The sequence below is a fragment of the Enterobacter cloacae complex sp. I2 genome (genome assembly GCF_014896205.1).
In the GTDB taxonomy this organism is placed as follows: Bacteria; Pseudomonadota; Gammaproteobacteria; order Enterobacterales; family Enterobacteriaceae; genus Enterobacter; species Enterobacter quasihormaechei.
Genome location: NZ_JADBRA010000003.1, coordinates 85,117 through 104,128, shown reverse-complemented (window position 1 = coordinate 104,128; position 19,012 = coordinate 85,117). Strand labels below are relative to the sequence as shown.

Sequence of the window (19,012 nt, the reverse complement as noted above, 5' to 3'; positions counted from 1 at the left end):
GCTTAATCCAGATCCAGAACGCCGCGCAGCAGGGAGAGATCTTCCGCCAGCGTTGTAATCGGGCCTTTCAGCGCGTTACGGTCGGCTTCGGTCAGTTTGTCGTAGGTTTCGAACCCGTCTTTGGTGCGGTACTTCGCCAGGATGGTATCGACCTTTTTGAAGTTGGCATCCACTTTCGCCAGCAGCTCGCCGTTCTCTTTTTGCAGCTGAGGCCGCAGCAGATCGACAATTTTCTGCGCGCCGTCAACGTTCGCCTGGAAGTCCCACAGGTCGGTGTGGCTGTAGCGATCTTCCTCACCGCTGATTTTGCTTGCGGCCACTTCTTCAATCAGGCCCGCCGCGCCGCCCACCACTTTCGACGGCGGGAAGGCCAGCTCGCTGATGCGCTTTTGCAGCTCCAGCACGTCGGTGTTCAGCTGAGCGGCATATTTCTCCATTCCTTTGGTGGAATTATCGCCAAACAGCGCTTTTTCCAGACGGTGGAAGCCGGTGAATTTTGGATCGGCGGCCTTATGCTCGTAGTCGTCTTCGCGGGCATCAATGCTGCCGTCGAGATCGGAGAACAGCTCGGCAATAGGCTCGATGCGCTCGTAGTGCTGACGGGTAGGTGCATACAGCGATTTCGCTTTTTCGATATCGCCCGCTTTCACCGCGTCGGTAAAGGCTTGGGTGCCCGCCACCAGGTCCGCCGTCTCTTTAGTGACGTAGGCTTTATAGGCGGTAATGGCGTCGCCAAGGCTTAACAGCGCCGTGCCTTTGGCCGCGTCTGCCGTCGCTGCGCCTTTGACGATCAGCTTACCTTTCGGGTTCGTCAGCAGGCCGCAGGTCATATCATATTCGCCCGGCTGTAGATTGGCGGTCATCTTCTGGCTGAAGCCCGGCGCGATATTTTCGCGCTCTTCCACCACCATCACGCCTTTCAGGATCTCCCACTCCAGCGCCTTCTGGCTGTGGTTCTGAATAATAAACTGGGTTTTACCGCTGTTAACCGTGATGGTCATCGGCTCGCACTGTTTATCGTTGACGGTAACTTTTACCTGCGGGATATCTGCTGCCTGAGCGGCGAAGGCAGACACGAACAGCGCGGCAATGCCTGCGCCTGACGCACTACGACGGAACTGACTGGTCATGACTCTTCCCTTAAAAAGTATGTTGTAACTAATACACCACTTACGGCGCGACGCGCGACGCCTGCGAGCCGGTACGCGGCGGCATAGCGAACAGGATCAGCGCCGGAACCAGATAGATAAAGTAAACTGCCACTTCGCTGACGGTCGGCGTTTCCTGGTAGCCGAAGATCCCTTCAAGCAGGGTGCCGATCAGTGAATGGGTGGACAGAACGTTACTGAGATCGAACGCCACGTCCTGGAAATGGTTCCACAGGCCCGCCTCGTGGAAGGCACGGATCGCCCCTGCCGCCAGGCCCGCGGCCACCAGCAGAATAAACAGGCTGGTCCACTTGAAAAACGCGCCCAGGTTAAGCCGAATGCCGCCCCAGTAGAGCAGGAAGCCAAGCACAACCGCCGTGACCAGCCCGAGCATCGCGCCCAACGGCGGCCAGATGCCCACGTCCTGCTGAAACGCCGCGAGCAGAAAGAAAACGGACTCCAGACCCTCACGCGCCACGGCGAAAAAGACCATCAGGATCAGCGCCCAGCCGTGGTGGTTGCCTTTTTGCAGGGCGTTATCCACCGCCTGCTCCAGCTGCACCTTCACGTTACGGGAGACTTTGCGCATCCAGAACACCATCCAGGTGAGGATCACCACGGCTATTACGGCGACAATGCCTTCAAAAAGCTCTTGTTCTTTCTGAGGAAATTCACCGGTGGTTTCGTTGATAAGAATACCCAGCCCCAGGCACAGCGCCGCGGCAAGGAAAACGCCAACCCACATCACGCCGATCCAGCGACCGCGCTGGGTACGCTTCAGATAACTGGCGATAAGGCTCACGATCAGGGCCGCTTCAAGGCCTTCACGTAACATAATGAGAAAAGGAACAAACATGCCGACACCTTAAATGTTTATCGCGGTCAACTGATGCAAAGAAACGTAAATTCTAGTGATAGTGATTATCATTACGGCACAAAGAAAAACAAGCGAAATATGTGGAGTTTTGATGACCAGATGTAAACGCATTGCGGAGTAATAATTGCATTAGTAACCGTTACGTTTATAAGGTATAACAAAAATGCCCATTTACGGTTAACCGGGGCTGTGGCTAAATGTCCGCCTCGAAAACCAACTGAAAATAACCCATGTTTAAGATTGTTCATTTCCTGCTGGCGCTGGTGATTATTCTTGCGCTTGCCTGGCTGGTGAGTTTCGACCGCCGAAAAATTCGTATTCGTTTTGTATTGCAGCTGATCGTGATTGAAATCGTGCTGGCATTCTTTTTTCTGCATGCGCAAAGCGGTCTGTTCATTATTAAATATGTCTCAGGTTTCTTTGAGTCTCTGCTTAAATACGCTGCCGAAGGGACAAATTTTGTCTTTGGCGGGATGGGTGAGAAAGGGCTGGCGTTCATTTTCCTGGGTGTACTCTGCCCCATTATTTTTATCTCGGCACTGATTGGTATTCTTCAGCACTGGCGCATTCTGCCGATTTTTATTCGCGTTATCGGAACGCTCCTTTCAAAGCTCAACGGCATGGGCAAGCTGGAATCCTTCAACGCGGTGAGCTCGCTGATCCTCGGTCAGTCTGAAAACTTCATTGCGTATAAGGGCGTGCTGGGCGATCTCTCCTCGCGTCGCCTGTTTACGATGGCCGCAACGGCGATGTCGACGGTTTCGCTGTCGATTGTTGGCGCCTACATGACCATGCTCGACGCCAAATTTGTCGTCGCGGCGCTGATCCTGAACATGTTCAGCACCTTTATTATTCTTTCGGTCATTAATCCGGCCCGCCCGGAAGCCGAACCCGATATCAAACTGGAAAAGCTGCATGAATCCCAGAGCTTCTTTGAAATGCTGGGCGAATATATTCTGGCGGGCTTTAAGGTGGCGATGATTATTCTGGCGATGCTGATTGGCTTTATCGCTCTTATTAGCGCCGTTAACGCCCTTTTCTCCAGCGTATTTGGCATGAGCTTCCAGCAGATCCTGGGTTACGTATTTTATCCGCTGGCGTGGCTTATCGGTATTCCGCTGAGCGATGCCTTAAACGCGGGGAGTATTATGGCAACGAAACTGGTGGCGAATGAATTTGTGGCGATGATTGAGCTGCAAAAAATAGCCCATCAAATGTCCCCGCGCGGTCTGGGTATTTTGTCCGTGTTCCTGGTGTCGTTTGCTAACTTCGCCTCCATCGGCATCGTCGCCGGGGCGATTAAGGGGCTGAACGAGCAGCAGGGCAACGTGGTGTCGCGGTTTGGTCTGCGCCTGGTATACGGTGCGACGCTGGTGAGCCTGCTGTCGGCGAGCTTTGCGGGGTTGGTGCTCTGATGCAATGCCGGGTGGCGCTTCGCTTACCCGGCCTACAAAACAACAACGGCGGGAATTCCCGCCGTTTTCATTAAAACTGCACGCACACCGGCTGGTCGACCCGCATCACCGATTCCTGCGCGAAACGAGACTTATAGATCCCGCGCAACGCTTCGATGTTCTTCTCGCTCTGCGCGTCTTTACCGTGGATGAGCATTAACGCTTTGCTGGGTTCACGCGCCACTTTTCCGTCGTTCCCCAGCCACTGCCCACGGGCATCAACCACCGTTAAGCCATCGCGAAAACGCGGCGTCACGTCCTGGTCAACAAACTGCTGCCACTCGCTGCCGGTAATCTGCGCCCCTGCCGGGCGATTCAAGCCAAAATAGAGCGTGGTCTGCTGCATCTGGTTATCCGCTTTGCAGGTCTCCACCGCCGCATGCTGCGTGGGAGCGTTACACCCCGCCAGCAGCAGTAATGCTGCCATCATCAACCCTGTTTTAATCATCATTTATCATCTCGAACGGGTGAACGGTCTGTCCCCTCTCCCCTTTGGGGAGAGGGTTAGGGTGAGGGGAAAATTACTCAGCCTGAAGCTTCGTTGGCGGTGCAGAGTGATAGTGCGCATCCGCTTCCGCAAAGCGCTTCTGCATAGAGGCAGACGGCGCTTTACCCAGCAGGCTGAACACCACGATACCGAGGCTGCCGAAGATGAAGCCCGGGATGATTTCGTACAGGCCCAGCCACGCGAACTGTTTCCAGACGATGACGGTCACCGCACCGATGATCATCCCCGCCAGCGCGCCGTTGCGGGTCATGCGTGACCACAGCACGGAGAACAGCACTACCGGACCAAACGCGGCGCCAAAGCCCGCCCAGGCGTAGCTTACCAGCCCCAGCACGCGGTTTTCCGGGTTAGCCGCCAGCGCAATGGCAATCAGCGCCACCAGCAGCACCATAAAGCGCCCTACCCACACCAGCTCTTTCTGGCTCGCGCCCTTACGCAGGAATGCTTTGTACAGGTCTTCCGTAATGGCGCTGGAGCACACCAGCAGCTGGCAGCTCAGGGTGGACATCACCGCCGCCAGGATCGCGGAGAGCAGGATACCGGCAATCCACGGGTTGAACAGGATCTGCGCCAGCTCGATGAACACGCGCTCGGCGTTCTGGTTCACCGCGCCCGCCTGCGCCGGGTTGTTGTTAAAGTACGCAATGCCGAAGAAGCCAACCGCGCAGGCGCCCGCCAGACACAGGATCATCCACGTCATGCTGATGCGACGCGCGTGAACGATGGTGTGGTGAGAATCCGCCGCCATAAAGCGCGCCAGAATGTGCGGCTGACCGAAGTAGCCCAGGCCCCAGCCCATCAGGGAGACGATGGCCACGAAGTTCAGCCCTTTCAGCATATCGACGTTTTCAATGCTCTTCTGCTTGATCACTTCCAGCGATTCGCCAAAGCCGCCGACGGTGAAAATGACAATCACGGGGGTCAGGATCAGGGCGAAAATCATCAGGCTCGCCTGCACGGTGTCGGTCCAGCTTACCGCCAGGAACCCGCCCACGAAGGTATAAAGGATGGTCGCCGCCGCACCGGCCCACAGCGCCGTTTCGTAGCTCATGCCGAAGGTGCTTTCGAACAGGCGTGCGCCCGCCACGATGCCGGAGGCACAGTAGATGGTGAAGAACAACAGGATCACCACCGCAGAGATAATACGCAGAACGCGGCTGTTATCCTCAAAGCGCCCGGTGAAGTAATCCGGCAGCGTCAGGGCGTTGTTGTTGGCTTCGGTATGCACGCGCAGACGGCCTGCCACCAGCTTCCAGTTGATCCACGCGCCGACGGTCAGGCCGATGGCGATCCAGCTTTCGGAGATACCGGAGATGAAAATCGCGCCCGGCAGCCCCATCAGCAGCCAGCCGCTCATGTCGGATGCGCCCGCAGAGAGTGCCGTAACCATTGGGCCTAAGCTGCGCCCGCCAAGGATGTAGTCGTCAAAGTTTTTAGTGGAACGCCATGCCAAAAACCCTATCAGGATCATGCCAAAAATATAAACGAGAAATGTCACCAGCATCGGTGTGCTAATAGCCATTCAAATTCTCCAAAATGTCGAGCGACAACCGTCCGGGTTGCCTTGTTATGTCATCACCGGAACGTAGTGATGTGTGTATGTGTTTCCGTTGGGCGCGCTATCCTGCCGTATACGCTTCCCACTGACAAACGATTTAACACTGCATTTACATGAATTTCATCCCTGGTTTTATACGTCTTTCCTATAGGTTGCACTCGCTCACGCTTTTGCGGGTTGCACCTTTAAAAAGTGTTAAGCACCGCATAAAAACTGGCTTCGTAAACCGCTGCGCGTTCTTTTTCTCAGCTAACTAATCGTTAACAATCCATTCATTTTCCAGCTTGCAGCCCAGGTCACATTTAACACGGTTGCACAAAGTTGCAACATGGTGGATATTTCACGCTATCAACAGAACGCTATTACAGAACAACAGGAGTTTTGGCATGGGGATGACCACCATGGGGGTTAAGCTGGATGACGCTACCCGCGAACGGATTAAAACCGCTGCGACCCGCATCGACCGCACACCGCACTGGTTAATCAAGCAGGCGATTTTTAACTATCTGGAAAGACTGGAGAGTGAAGAAGGTCTGCCGGAGCTGCCTGCCCTGCTTGCGGGCGCAGCGAACGAAAGCGAAGAGGCCGTAACGGCCGTTGAAGAGAACCACCAGCCCTTCCTCGACTTCGCCGAGCAGATCCTGCCGCAGTCCGTCAGCCGTGCCGCCATTACCGGCGCCTACCGCCGTGCCGAAACCGACGCCGTTCCGATGCTGCTGGAGCAGGCACGCCTGCCGGAAGCCGTGGCCGCTCAGGCGCACAGCCTGGCGTATCAGCTCGCCGACAGGCTGCGTAACCAGAAAACCGCCAGCGGACGAGCCGGCATGGTGCAGGGCCTGTTGCAGGAGTTCTCTCTCTCTTCTCAGGAAGGCGTGGCGCTGATGTGTCTGGCAGAAGCGCTGCTGCGTATTCCGGATAAAGCCACCCGCGACGCGCTGATCCGCGACAAAATCAGCAACGGCAACTGGCAGTCCCACATTGGCCGCAGCCCGTCGCTGTTCGTTAACGCCGCCACCTGGGGCCTGCTGTTTACCGGCAAGCTGGTTTCTACCCATAATGAAGCTAACCTGTCACGCTCGCTGAACCGCATTATCGGCAAGCGCGGCGAGCCGCTGATCCGCAAGGGCGTGGACATGGCGATGCGCCTGATGGGCGAGCAGTTCGTCACCGGGGAGACCATTGCTGAAGCGCTGGCGAACGCCCGCAAGCTGGAAGACAAAGGTTTCCGCTACTCCTACGACATGCTGGGTGAAGCGGCGCTGACCGCCGCCGACGCGCAGGCCTACATGGTCTCTTACCAGCAGGCGATCCACGCCATCGGTAAAGCGTCTAACGGCCGCGGTATTTATGAAGGTCCGGGCATCTCTATCAAGCTTTCTGCCCTGCACCCGCGCTACAGCCGTGCGCAGTATGACCGGGTGATGGAAGAACTCTATCCGCGCCTGAAATCCCTGACCCTGCTGGCGCGTCAGTACGACATCGGCATCAACATCGACGCCGAAGAGGCTGACCGTCTGGAGATCTCCCTCGATCTGCTGGAAAAACTGTGCTTCGAGCCGGAGCTGGCGGGCTGGAACGGGATTGGTTTCGTTATCCAGGCCTACCAGAAACGCTGCCCGTTCGTCATTGATTACCTGATTGACCTGGCCAGCCGCAGCCGTCGCCGCCTGATGATCCGCCTGGTGAAAGGCGCCTACTGGGACAGCGAAATCAAACGCGCTCAGATGGAAGGGCTGGAAGGTTATCCGGTCTATACCCGCAAGGTGTACACCGACGTCTCTTACCTCGCCTGTGCGAAAAAACTGCTCGGCGTGCCGAACCTGATTTATCCGCAGTTCGCCACCCACAACGCCCACACCCTGGCGGCCATTTACAGCCTGGCGGGGCAAAACTATTATCCGGGCCAGTACGAGTTCCAGTGCCTGCACGGCATGGGTGAGCCGCTCTACGAACAGGTGACCGGGAAAGTGGCCGACGGCAAGCTGAACCGTCCGTGCCGTATCTATGCCCCGGTGGGCACCCACGAAACCCTGCTGGCGTACCTGGTGCGTCGTCTGCTGGAGAACGGGGCAAACACCTCCTTCGTTAACCGGATTGCCGACACCACGCTGCCGCTCGACGAACTGGTGGCCGATCCGGTACAGGCCGTAGAGAAGCTGGCGGCGCAGGAAGGCCAGATTGGTCTGCCGCATCCGAAAATTGCCCTGCCGCGCGAGCTGTACGGCGCGGGCCGCGTCAACTCGTCGGGCCTGGATCTGGCGAACGAACACCGCCTGGCGTCGCTCTCTTCTGCCCTGCTCAACAGCGCATTGCAGAAATGGCAGGCCAAACCGATCCTTGAGCAGTCCGTTGAGGACGGTGAAATGCAGCCGGTGATCAACCCGGCAGAGCCGAAGGATATCGTCGGCTACGTGCGCGAAGCCACGGAAGCGGAAGTGGATCAGGCGCTGGAGAGCGCGGTGAATAACGCGCCAATCTGGTTTGCCACCCCGCCGCAGGAGCGTGCCGCCATTCTGGAACGTGCCGCGGTGCTGATGGAAGATCAGATGCAGCAGCTCATCGGCATTCTGGTGCGTGAGGCGGGGAAAACCTTCAGCAACGCCATCGCCGAGGTGCGTGAGGCGGTCGACTTCCTGCACTACTACGCCGGTCAGGTGCGCGATGATTTCGACAACGAAACGCACCGCCCGCTCGGTCCGGTGGTCTGTATCAGCCCATGGAACTTCCCGCTGGCAATCTTCACCGGCCAGATTGCCGCGGCCCTTGCCGCAGGCAACAGCGTGCTGGCGAAACCGGCGGAGCAAACCCCGCTGATTGCCGCTCAGGGCATTAACATTCTGCTGGAAGCCGGCGTACCGGCGGGCGTGGTGCAACTGTTGCCGGGGCGCGGTGAAACGGTGGGTGCCAAACTCACCTCCGATAACCGCGTGCGCGGCGTGATGTTTACCGGGTCGACCGAAGTGGCCTCCCTGCTGCAACGCAACATTGCTACCCGTCTGGATGCACAGGGCCGTCCGACGCCGCTGATCGCCGAAACTGGTGGCATGAACGCCATGATCGTGGACTCCTCGGCGCTGACCGAACAGGTGGTTGTTGACGTGCTGGCCTCCGCCTTCGACAGCGCAGGCCAGCGCTGTTCCGCCCTGCGCGTGCTGTGCTTACAGGATGACGTGGCTGACCACACCCTGAAGATGCTGCGCGGCGCAATGGCGGAATGCCGTATGGGCAACCCGGGCCGTCTCACCACCGACATCGGGCCGGTGATCGACGCGGAAGCCAAAGCCAACATTGAAAACCACATTCAGACCATGCGTGCCAAAGGCCGTCCGGTGTTCCAGGCGGTGCGCGAGAACGGTGAAGATGCCCGCGAGTGGCAGACCGGCACCTTCGTGCCGCCAACGCTGATTGAGCTGGCAAGCTTCGACGAGCTGAAAAAAGAGGTCTTCGGCCCGGTGCTGCACGTGGTGCGCTACAGCCGTAACAACCTCAACGCGCTTATCGATCAGATCAACGCTTCGGGTTATGGCCTGACGCTCGGCGTGCATACCCGTATCGACGAAACCATTGCCCAGGTAACCGGCAATGCCAAAGTGGGTAACCTGTACGTCAACCGTAACATGGTTGGCGCAGTCGTGGGCGTACAGCCGTTCGGCGGCGAAGGTCTTTCCGGTACGGGTCCGAAAGCGGGCGGTCCGCTCTATCTGTACCGTCTGCTGGCAAACCGTCCGGAAAATGCGCTGGGCGTGACGCTGGCGCGTCAGGACGCTGAATATCCGGTGGACGCGCAGGTGAAAGCCGTGCTGACCCAGCCGCTGGACGCGCTGATTAAGTGGGCTGATAACCGTCCTGAACTGCGTGCAATTGCGCAGCAGTACGGCGAGCTGGCACAGGCCGGTACGCAGCGTCTGCTGCCGGGCCCTACCGGCGAGCGCAACACCTGGACGCTGATGCCGCGTGAGCGCGTGCTGTGCGTGGCGGATAACGAGCAGGACGCGCTGGTGCAGCTGGCTGCCGCGACGGCAACGGGCTGTGAGGTGCTGTGGCCGGAAGATGACCTGCATCGCGACCTCGCCAAACAGCTGCCAAAAGCGGTCTCGGCGCGCATTCGCTTTGCCAAGGCTGACGCCCTGCTGACCCAGCCGTTTGACGCGGTGATCTACCACGGTGATTCCGACCAGCTGCGCGAATTGTGTGAGCAGGTCGCGGCCCGCAGCGGCGCGATTGTTTCGGTGCAGGGCTTCGCCCGCGGAGAAACCAACCTGCTGCTGGAGCGCCTGTACGTTGAACGTTCTCTCAGCGTCAATACGGCGGCGGCGGGCGGTAACGCCAGCCTGATGACAATCGGATAATCGTGTAAACTCCCCGGTGGCGCTACGCTTACCGGGGCTACACAATAACCGCAGGCCGGATAAGCACAGCGCATCCGGCTTTTTTACATGGAGGGGATGATGAAAAGAGTATTTCTCGCAGGGGCAGCACTGCTGCTCAGCACCAGCGCGCTGGCCAACGAGTGCGACAACGCCACTACGCAGTTTGAACTAAACACCTGTAGCGCGCAGCAGTATCAGGCCGCCGATAAAAAGCTTAACGAGACGTATCAGGCCGCCATCAAGCGGGCGGCAGCACCCCAGCGCGACCTGCTGAAAAAAGCGCAGCAGGCGTGGATTAGCCTGCGCGACGCGGACTGCGCGTTTATCGGTTCGGGCACGGAAGGCGGGAGCGTTCAGCCAATGATTGTGAACCAGTGTCTGGCGGAGAAAACCGTGGAGCGAGAAGCGTTTCTGGCCTCGCTGATGCAGTGTGAAGAGGGCGACCTAAGCTGCCCTCTCCCGCCGGGCAATTAACGCACGCGGATCCCTTCGATAATCATCCGCTGCACGTTTTCGAGGGTGCTCTGGAAAAATGCCTCGTCCTGAAGCGTTTTACCGGTCACCGCCTCAACCTGAGCCGCGAAGTCAGCGTAGTGCTGGGTAGCGGCCCAGATCATAAAGATCAGGTGCTGCGGGTCGACCGGCGCCAGCTTTCCGCTGGCGACCCATCCGGCAATAATGGCCGACTTATCGTCCACCAGTTGCTTTAAATCGCCGGTCAGCTCCGCCTGCAACAGCGGCGCGCCCTGTAACATCTCCAGACAGAACAGCCTTGAAGCCTGCGGATAATCACGCGACACCTCCAGCTTCAGGCGTATGTACTCCTCAACCGCCACCAGCGGGGCCAGCTCTTCGCGAAATGCCTTGAGCGGCGCGAGCCAGATATCGAGGATCTGCTGCATCACCGCCACATACAGCGCCTCTTTCGACGGGTAGTAGTAGAGCAGATTGGTCTTGGAGACCCCGGCCTGCTCGGCCACCTGCTCAAGGCGCGTGCCGTGAATACCAAACTGCGAAAAGGTCTCCAGCGCGGCGCTGAGGATCGCCTGTTTCTTGGCGCTCACCGCCTGCGAACGTTTTCCGGGTGTTTTCACTGCGCCTTGTGTCATTTCCGCTCTCCATTTTCTTTCCTGCGCTCAGCATAGCAAAACCCCCGCCTCGCCACGACCTTCTGCACTCCCATCGCGCATGAGCGCCTGTTTTCTGTGCAATGTTTTTGACCAGTCAGTCCACATTTTTAGCACCCAGTTAATCAACCAATAGTTAACACATTAATAACAAAGCAGATTTCAAAACTGGCACTCCCTTTGCAAAAACGCCGTTACACCTGCGACGTAATGAAGAGAGGTTCGTGATGAAAATTGGCGTATTTGTACCGATCGGCAACAACGGCTGGCTTATCTCGACCACTGCCCCGCAGTACATGCCGACCTTTGAGCTGAACAAAGCTATCGTGCAGAAGGCGGAACACTACCATTTCGATTTTGCGCTCTCGATGATTAAGCTGCGCGGTTTCGGCGGCAAGACCGAATTCTGGGACCACAACCTGGAGTCCTTTACCCTGATGGCGGGCCTGGCGGCGGTAACCTCCCGCATCCAGATTTACGCCACCGCCGCCACCCTCACCCTGCCCCCGGCGATCGTGGCGCGGATGGCCTCCACCATTGACTCCATCTCCGGCGGACGCTTTGGCGTTAACCTGGTCACCGGCTGGCAAAAGCCGGAGTACGAGCAGATGGGTCTCTGGCCGGGGGATGATTACTTCTCCCGCCGCTACGACTACCTGACCGAATACGTACAGGTGCTGCGCGATCTGTGGGGCACCGGCAAAAGCGACTTCAAAGGCGACTTCTTCACCATGAACGACTGCCGCGTCAGCCCGCAGCCGTCAGTACCGATGAAGGTGATCTGCGCCGGGCAGAGCGACGCGGGGATGGAATTCTCCGCGAAATATGCTGACTTCAACTTCTGCTTCGGCAAAGGCGTTAACACCCCTGCTGCCTTCGCCCCGACAGCCGCGCGCATGAAAGAGGCCGCCGACAAAACCGGGCGCGACGTGGGCTCGTACGTGCTGTTCATGGTCATTGCCGACGAAACCGACGACGCCGCACGCGCCAAATGGGAGCGGTACAAGGACGGCGCTGACGACGACGCCCTGAGCTGGCTTACCGAGCAGAGTCAGAAAGACACCCGCTCCGGCGCGGACACCAACGTGCGCCAGATGGCCGACCCGACCTCCGCCGTCAATATCAACATGGGCACCCTGGTGGGCTCGTATGCCAGCGTCGCCAGAATGCTCGACGAAGTGGCTGCCGTGCCCGGCGCGGAAGGCGTGCTGCTGACCTTCGATGATTTTCTTAGCGGCGTGGAAACCTTCGGCGAGCGCATTCAGCCGCTTATGCAGTGCCGCGCCCATATCCCTGCCGTCACGAAGGAGGTGGCGTAATGACGACGTTAAACGCTCGCCCGGAAGCCATCACCTTTGCGCCGCAGCAGAGCGCGCTTATCGTGGTGGACATGCAAAACGCCTATGCCAGCAAAGGCGGTTATCTGGATCTGGCGGGGTTTGACGTCTCCGCCACGCGGCCGGTGATCGAGAACATCAACACCGCCGTGCACGCCGCGCGCGCTGCGGGCATGCTCATCGTCTGGTTCCAGAACGGCTGGGACGACCAGTACGTCGAAGCCGGCGGCCCCGGCTCACCCAACTTTCACAAATCCAACGCCCTGAAAACCATGCGCAAACGGCCTGAACTCCAGGGCACGCTGCTGGCGAAAGGCGGCTGGGATTATCAGCTTGTGGATGAGCTGGTACCGGAAGCTGGCGATATCGTGCTGCCGAAACCGCGCTACAGCGGCTTTTTCAATACCCCGCTCGACAGCCTGCTGCGCAGCCGGGGCATTCGTCATCTGGTCTTTACGGGCATTGCCACCAACGTGTGCGTGGAGTCGACCCTGCGCGACGGCTTTTTCCTCGAGTATTTTGGCGTGGTGCTGGAAGACGCTACCCACCAGGCCGGGCCAGATTTCGCCCAGAAAGCCGCCCTGTTCAATATCGAAACCTTTTTTGGCTGGGTCAGTAACATCGCCGATTTCTGCGACGCGCTGGATCCCCCGCTCGCCCGTATCGCCTGAGGAGAACCGCTATGCCGAAATCCGTGATTATTCCGCCGGGCACCAGCACTCCGATTGCCCCCTTCGTTCCCGGCACCCTCGCCGACGGCGTGGTGTATGTCTCAGGCACGCTGCCGTTTGATAAAGACAACAACGTGGTGTTTATCAACGACCCAAAGGCGCAAACCCGCCACGTGCTGGAGACGATCAAAACCGTGATCGAAACGGCGGGTGGCACGATGGAGGACGTGACCTTCAACAGCATCTTTATCACCGACTGGAAAAACTACGCCGCGATTAATGAAATCTACGCGGAGTTTTTCCCCGGGGATAAACCGGCGCGGTTTTGCATTCAGTGCGGGCTGGTGAAGCCGGACGCGCTGGTTGAAATCGCCACCGTGGCGCACATTGCACAGTGAGGCGGCCATGAAACTGTCTATTTCACCGCCCCCCTTCGAGGGCGCACCCGTGGTGGTGCTGATTGCCGGGCTCGGCGGCAGCGGGAGCTACTGGCTGCCCCAGCTCGCCGTGCTGGGGCAAGAGTATCAGGTGGTGTGCTATGACCAGCGGGGCACGGGAAATAACCCGGATACCCTGCCGGAAGACTACACCCTGGCGCAGATGGCCGACGAGCTTGCGCTGGCGTTAGCCGGGGCCGGGTTCGCCCGTTACTGCGTGGTGGGCCACGCGCTGGGGGCATTGGTGGGCCTGCGGCTGGCCATCGATAAGCACGATGCCCTTACCGCGCTGGTCTGCGTCAACGGCTGGCTGACCCTCAATGCCCATACCCGCCGCTGTTTTGACGTCCGCGAACGCCTGCTGCATGCGGGTGGCGCGCAGGCATGGGTCGAGGCGCAGCCGCTATTCCTCTACCCGGCAGACTGGATGGTCGCCCGCGCCCCGCGCCTGGAGGCTGAGGAAGCGCTGGCGCTGGCCCATTTTCAGGGCAAAGCCAACCTGCTGCGCCGGCTGCATGCGCTGAAACAGGCCGATTTTAGCCGCCACGCTGCACGCGTTCGCTGCCCCGTGCAGATTATCTGTTCAACCGACGATCTGCTGGTGCCGTCCGTCTGCTCTGCTGAACTGCACGCCGCCCTTCCGCATGCCCGTAAAACGGTTATGCGCCAGGGCGGGCATGCCTGCAACGTGACCGAGCCGGACACCTTTAACACCCTGCTGCTGAACGGGCTTGCCAGCCTGCTGCACAGCCCTGAACCCGCTTTGTAAGGAGTTTTAATGAGCGAAGCCATTACGCCCGCCGCGCTGGAAACGCTGTTTACCGGCGCACGCACCTATAACGGCTGGCTGGATATACCGGTCAGCGACGAGACGCTGCGCGAGATATATGACCTGATGAAATGGGGCCCGACGTCTGCCAACTGCTCACCGGCGCGCATTGTCTTTGTGCGAAGCGCTGAGGGGAAAGCGAAGCTGCGCCCGGCACTCTCCAGCGGCAACCTGGAAAAAACGCTCACTGCCCCGGTCACGGCGATTGTCGCCTGGGATAGCGAATTCTATGAGCGCCTGCCCGAACTGTTTCCGCACGCCGATGCAAAGCGTTGGTTTACCTCCAGCCCCGCACACGCCGAAGAAACGGCCTTTCGCAACAGCGCAATGCAGGCCGCCTACCTGATTTTCGCCTGCCGCGCGCTGGGGCTGGACACCGGGCCGATGTCCGGCTTTGACCGGCAAAAGGTCGACGATGCCTTTTTCACCGGCACGCTGCTGAAAAGCAACCTGCTGATCAACATCGGCTATGGCGATATGAGCAAAGTCTATGGACGCTTACCGCGTCTGACCTTCGAAGATGCCTGCGGACTGGCGTAAGGAGCCATCATGACGACACCCGACCAACAAACGTTCCGCGACGCCATGGCCTGCGTCGGTGCGGCGGTCAATATCATCACCACCGACGGCCCGGCGGGAATGGCGGGCTTTACCGCCAGCGCGGTATGCAGCGTGACCGATTCGCCGCCGACGCTGCTGGTTTGCCTCAACCGCGGCGCGTCCGTCTGGCCGACGTTTAGCGAAAACCGCACCCTGTGCGTAAACACGCTCACCGCCGGACAGGAGCCGTTATCCACTCTTTTTGGCGGCAAAACCCCGATGGAGGAACGCTTTGCCGCCGCGCAATGGGAGACGGGTGAGACGGGCTGCCCGCGTCTGGAGGCGGCGCTGGCCTCGTTCGACTGCCGCATCAGCCAGGTGGTCAGCGTCGGCACCCACGACATTCTGTTCTGCGACATTGTGTCCATTGTTCGCCACCCTGCGCCGCAAGGGCTGGTGTGGTTCGACCGCGGCTACCACGCGCTTATGCGACCCGCCTGTTAACCCGTATGAGGAGACAGATCATGTTCGGACTTCCCCACTGGCAGTTGAAATCGACCTCCACAGACGCAGGCGTGGTCGCGCCGGATGAAAGGCTCCCGCTCGGGCAGACGATGGTGATGGGCGTACAGCATGCGGTCGCGATGTTTGGCGCGACGGTGCTGATGCCCATGCTAATGGGGCTGGATCCTAACCTCGCCATTTTGATGTCGGGTATCGGTACCCTGCTGTTCTTTTTTGTCACCGGCGGGCGCGTGCCCAGCTATCTGGGCTCCAGCGCCGCCTTCGTGGGGGTGGTCATTGCAGCGACCGGATTTAACGGCCAGGGCATTAACCCCAACCTGAGCGTGGCCCTCGGCGGCATTATCGCCTGCGGGCTGGTCTACACCCTGACCGGTCTGGTGGTAATGAAAGTCGGCACGCGCTGGATCGAGCGGATGATGCCACCCGTCGTCACCGGGGCGGTGGTGATGGCGATTGGCCTGAACCTGGCGCCGATAGCGGTGAAGAGCGTTTCCGGCTCGCCGTTTGAAAGCTGGATGGCGGTGATGACGGTGCTGTGCATCGGCGTGGTGGCGGTCTTTACGCGCGGGATGATCCAGCGGCTGCTGATCCTGGTCGGGCTGATTGCGGCCTGTCTGATCTACGCGCTGCTGACGAACGCGTTCGGTTTTGGCAAGCCGGTTGATTTCACGCTGATTCATCAGGCCGCCTGGTTCGGCATGCCGCAGCTGACCTCGCCCACCTTTAACGCTCAGGCGATGATGCTCATCGCGCCTGTCGCGGTGATTCTGGTGGCTGAAAACCTGGGTCACCTGAAAGCCGTAGCGGGAATGACCGGGCGCAATATGGACCCGTATATGGGACGGGCGTTTGTGGGCGACGGTCTGGCGACCATGCTCTCCGGCTCGGTCGGCGGCAGCGGCGTCACGACCTACGCGGAAAATATCGGCGTCATGGCCGTGACCAAAGTCTACTCCACGCTGGTCTTCGTGGCGGCAGCGGTCATGGCGATGCTGCTCGGCTTCTCACCGAAATTCGGCGCGCTGATCCACACCATTCCGGCCCCCATCATTGGCGGCGCCTCGATTGTGGTATTTGGTCTGATTGCCGTCGCGGGAGCACGCATCTGGGTGCAGAACCATGTTGACCTGAGCCAGAACGGTAACCTGATCATGGTGGCGGTGACGCTGGTGCTGGGTGCGGGGGATTTCGCCCTGACGCTGGGCGGATTTACGGTTGGCGGGATTGGCACGGCGACGTTCGGCGCGATCCTGCTCAACGCCCTGCTTTGCCGCCGGAAAAGGGATGTACCGCAAGCGGAAGCCATCACCCCCTGAACCTGAAATAGCCGGGTGACGCTACGCTTATCCGGCCTACATGCCAATTGTAGGCCCGTGCAAGCGAAGCGCCGCCGGGCTAAACGGGCAGAATGCGCATTGTTAGCTATCTGCCCCTTGTTCAGCGCTCAATCCGGCAGTCGCCTTACGTCGTTTTTTTAACTTCAACTCACTTACCAGCACCCCGGCGATAATAAACGCCGCGCCCAACAGCGCCAGCAGCGGCAGACGCTCCCCGGCAATACGCCCGAATATCCCCGCCCACACCGGTTCACCGGTGTAAATCACCGTCGCCCGCGTCGGCGACACGCTGCGCTGCGCCCAGTTCATGGTGACCTGAATAATGGCGCTGAAAATGCCCAGTCCCAGCGCCACCACGATCAGTCCGGTGGACATCGGCGGGACAGACTCCCCCGCCGGTACCATTGTCGCGAACGCCACCAGCGACGCGGTGGCAAGCTGCACAACGGTCACCCGCTTGACGTCCACTTTTCCTGCCCAGGCGCTAATCAGAATAATTTCTGCCGCAATGGCAACGGCCCCCACCAGGGTGATGATCTCCCCCGGCCCCAGCGCCAGCAGATTATTTTCCGGCCCGGCTAATAAAATCAGACCGATGAACGCCAGCACGATGCCGATGCACGACATCAGGCCCGGGATCCTGCCGAGGCACAGCCACTGCAATAGCGGCACCAGCGGCACGTACATGGCGGTGATGAAGGCGGATTTGCTGCTGGAGATAGACTGTAGTCCCCACGTTTGCAGGCTGTAGCCCATGGCAATCGCCACGCCTATGGCCACGCCGGCTTTAAGCTCCCGCAGGGTCAACCCGCGCAGGGTTTTCAGCGAGATAAGCGCCACGGCAATGGCCGCCGTTGCAAAGCGCAGCCCGACGAAGAAAAAGGGATCGCTGAGCGTGACCGCGTACTGAACGGCGAGAAAGGTTCCGCCCCAGAACATGGTGATCAGGATCAGGATGGCTTCCTGAGGCTTTATGGAGAAGGTAAAACGGGAAACGGACATGAGACACCAGCACGAAGATTCAATCCTGTAGTGTGCGATGCCTTTGGCGACAGTTCAATGTGACAGACATAAAAAAACCGCCGGGAAACCCGGCGGCAGAGAGTTAACCCGGCGTACTACTTGTTGCTGCCGTGGCTATTTTTACCCCCTTTTTTACCAGCCTCTGATGCGCGCTGAGGGTCATTTTTGAAGTTGCCCCCGCTGGACTGGCCACCTTTACGACCTGCTTCTGATGCTCTTTCACGGTCTTCAGCGAAATTACCTGAACCACCACGATGGTTTGCCATCTCTAACCTCCAGAGTGTGAAACATTAGACATCATATTGCATTCAGTAAAAGAGGATTCTTTCACCTCGCGGCTCAAGGACAGTGCCTTTATCTGTGCCGCGTGAAGTTAAGCTTAGTGTAATGCGGCTATCCGGCAAGCGAGAGGTAATATTCTGCAACATGATCTCAGCCTTTCGTATGAAATATTGCGCGGGTTATTCATAAGCCGTTCTTATATTTTGAAAAATCCGCGCTGCGAAAGTTGTTTCATTTTGCTACAAAGCACGTATCCAGAAGATATTGTTATATATCAAATAAATGCCGTTCATTTTTGCAGTCTGGCCGTGATGTCATATCTTTAAAGTAACGCAGCGATCCGCTGTCAGAAAAACCAACGAGGAGTGATGCAAAATGGCAAAAGTTCTGGTGCTCTATTATTCCATGTATGGACACATTGAAACCATGGCTCACGCTGTAGCAGAAGGCGCTAACAGAGTAGACGGCGTTGAGGTCGTGGTTAAACGCGTACCGGAAACCATGCAGGCGGAAGCCTTCGCCAAAGCCGGCGGGAAAACACAGAATGCCCCGGTGGCCACCCCGCAGGAGCTCGCGGACTATGATGCCATTATCTTCGGCACCCCAACCCGCTTCGGCAATATGTCGGGCCAGATGCGCACCTTCCTCGACCAGACTGGCGGGCTATGGGCCTCCGGCGCGCTGTACGGCAAGCTGGCCAGCGTGTTCAGCTCTACCGGCACGGGCGGCGGCCAGGAGCAGACGATCACTTCCACCTGGACAACGCTTGCGCATCATGGGATGGTCATTGTGCCGATTGGCTACGCCGCGCAGGAACTGTTTGATGTCTCCCAGGTCCGTGGTGGTACGCCCTATGGCGCAACAACGATTGCCGGTGGGGATGGTTCACGTCAGCCAAGCAATGAAGAACTTTCAATCGCCCGCTACCAGGGTGAATACGTCGCGGGTCTTGCCAAAAAACTGAACGGCTAACCCAACAGGAGGACAAG

General features: G+C 58.8%; 18 protein-coding genes. 11 read left to right on the top strand and 7 right to left on the bottom strand.

Annotated elements, in window-relative coordinates:
- Nucleotides 1–2: 2 nt before the first annotated feature.
- Complete coding sequence (gene efeO, locus IM300_RS03480; protein ID WP_193035330.1) at nt 3–1,130, bottom strand: iron uptake system protein EfeO; 1,128 nt, start codon at nt 1,128–1,130, stop codon at nt 3–5.
- A gap of 40 nt (nt 1,131–1,170) precedes the next feature.
- A complete protein-coding gene (efeU, locus tag IM300_RS03475; RefSeq protein ID WP_193035328.1) occupies nt 1,171–2,004 on the bottom strand; it encodes an iron uptake transporter permease EfeU in 834 nt (277 codons plus the stop codon).
- A gap of 251 nt (nt 2,005–2,255) precedes the next feature.
- Here efeU and IM300_RS03470 point away from each other — a divergent pair, with 251 nt between their 5' ends.
- Nucleotides 2,256–3,440, top strand: a complete 1,185-nt coding sequence (locus tag IM300_RS03470) for a NupC/NupG family nucleoside CNT transporter (RefSeq protein ID WP_193035326.1) — start codon at nt 2,256–2,258, stop codon at nt 3,438–3,440.
- Between the two features lie 70 nt (nt 3,441–3,510).
- Here IM300_RS03470 and IM300_RS03465 read toward each other — a convergent pair whose 3' ends face one another.
- Nucleotides 3,511–3,930: a DUF3574 domain-containing protein gene (locus IM300_RS03465; protein WP_045307917.1), complete on the bottom strand. Its 420-nt coding sequence runs from the start codon at nt 3,928–3,930 to the stop codon at nt 3,511–3,513.
- 70 nt (nt 3,931–4,000) lie between these two features.
- Nucleotides 4,001–5,509 (bottom strand): sodium/proline symporter PutP, encoded by a 1,509-nt coding sequence (gene putP / locus IM300_RS03460; RefSeq protein ID WP_063866325.1) that lies wholly within the window; start codon nt 5,507–5,509, stop codon nt 4,001–4,003.
- Between the two features lie 422 nt (nt 5,510–5,931).
- On the opposite strand from putP, the gene putA reads away from it, so the two are divergent.
- Nucleotides 5,932–9,894, top strand: coding sequence for a trifunctional transcriptional regulator/proline dehydrogenase/L-glutamate gamma-semialdehyde dehydrogenase (putA, locus tag IM300_RS03455; RefSeq protein ID WP_193035324.1), 3,963 nt, complete (start codon nt 5,932–5,934; stop codon nt 9,892–9,894).
- Nucleotides 9,895–9,993: 99 nt separating this feature from the next.
- A complete protein-coding gene (locus tag IM300_RS03450; protein WP_193035450.1) occupies nt 9,994–10,389 on the top strand; it encodes a lysozyme inhibitor LprI family protein in 396 nt (131 codons plus the stop codon).
- On the opposite strand, the gene rutR is transcribed toward IM300_RS03450, so the two are convergent.
- Nucleotides 10,386–11,024 carry an HTH-type transcriptional regulator RutR gene (gene rutR / locus IM300_RS03445; RefSeq protein WP_193035322.1) on the bottom strand — a complete coding sequence of 213 codons (639 nt, stop codon included), beginning with the start codon at nt 11,022–11,024 and terminating at the stop codon, nt 10,386–10,388. The genes IM300_RS03450 and rutR overlap by 4 nt on opposite strands.
- A gap of 245 nt (nt 11,025–11,269) precedes the next feature.
- Between rutR and rutA the strand changes: the two genes are divergently transcribed.
- From rutA to rutG, 7 genes are read left to right on the top strand one after another with little or no spacing between them, the layout of a single operon-like run.
- A complete protein-coding gene (gene rutA, locus IM300_RS03440; RefSeq protein ID WP_063866322.1) occupies nt 11,270–12,361 on the top strand; it encodes a pyrimidine utilization protein A in 1,092 nt (363 codons plus the stop codon).
- Nucleotides 12,361–13,050, top strand: coding sequence for a pyrimidine utilization protein B (gene rutB / locus IM300_RS03435; protein WP_193035320.1), 690 nt, complete (start codon nt 12,361–12,363; stop codon nt 13,048–13,050). Before rutA ends, rutB begins: the two co-directional genes overlap by 1 nt.
- 11 nt (nt 13,051–13,061) lie before the next feature.
- Nucleotides 13,062–13,448, top strand: coding sequence for a pyrimidine utilization protein C (rutC, locus tag IM300_RS03430; protein ID WP_063449116.1), 387 nt, complete (start codon nt 13,062–13,064; stop codon nt 13,446–13,448).
- A 7-nt stretch (nt 13,449–13,455) separates the two neighbouring features.
- The gene (gene rutD / locus IM300_RS03425; RefSeq protein WP_193035318.1) at nt 13,456–14,256 is read left to right on the top strand and encodes a pyrimidine utilization protein D; all 801 of its coding nucleotides are present in this window, start codon (nt 13,456–13,458) and stop codon (nt 14,254–14,256) included.
- A gap of 9 nt (nt 14,257–14,265) precedes the next feature.
- Nucleotides 14,266–14,856, top strand: a complete 591-nt coding sequence (locus IM300_RS03420; RefSeq protein ID WP_193035316.1) for a malonic semialdehyde reductase — start codon at nt 14,266–14,268, stop codon at nt 14,854–14,856.
- A gap of 9 nt (nt 14,857–14,865) precedes the next feature.
- Complete coding sequence (gene rutF / locus IM300_RS03415; protein ID WP_193035314.1) at nt 14,866–15,360, top strand: NADH-dependent FMN reductase RutF; 495 nt, start codon at nt 14,866–14,868, stop codon at nt 15,358–15,360.
- Between the two features lie 20 nt (nt 15,361–15,380).
- Complete coding sequence (gene rutG, locus IM300_RS03410) at nt 15,381–16,697, top strand: pyrimidine utilization transport protein G (protein ID WP_193035312.1); 1,317 nt, start codon at nt 15,381–15,383, stop codon at nt 16,695–16,697.
- A gap of 102 nt (nt 16,698–16,799) precedes the next feature.
- On the opposite strand, the gene IM300_RS03405 is transcribed toward rutG, so the two are convergent.
- Together IM300_RS03405 and IM300_RS03400 are read right to left on the bottom strand one after the other, a co-directional pair.
- Nucleotides 16,800–17,720: a DMT family transporter gene (locus IM300_RS03405; protein ID WP_063866317.1), complete on the bottom strand. Its 921-nt coding sequence runs from the start codon at nt 17,718–17,720 to the stop codon at nt 16,800–16,802.
- A 116-nt stretch (nt 17,721–17,836) separates the two neighbouring features.
- Nucleotides 17,837–18,007, bottom strand: coding sequence for a general stress protein (locus IM300_RS03400; protein WP_001273664.1), 171 nt, complete (start codon nt 18,005–18,007; stop codon nt 17,837–17,839).
- A 391-nt stretch (nt 18,008–18,398) separates the two neighbouring features.
- On the opposite strand from IM300_RS03400, the gene wrbA reads away from it, so the two are divergent.
- A complete protein-coding gene (gene wrbA, locus IM300_RS03395) occupies nt 18,399–18,995 on the top strand; it encodes an NAD(P)H:quinone oxidoreductase (protein ID WP_193035310.1) in 597 nt (198 codons plus the stop codon).
- Nucleotides 18,996–19,012: the final 17 nt, after the last annotated feature.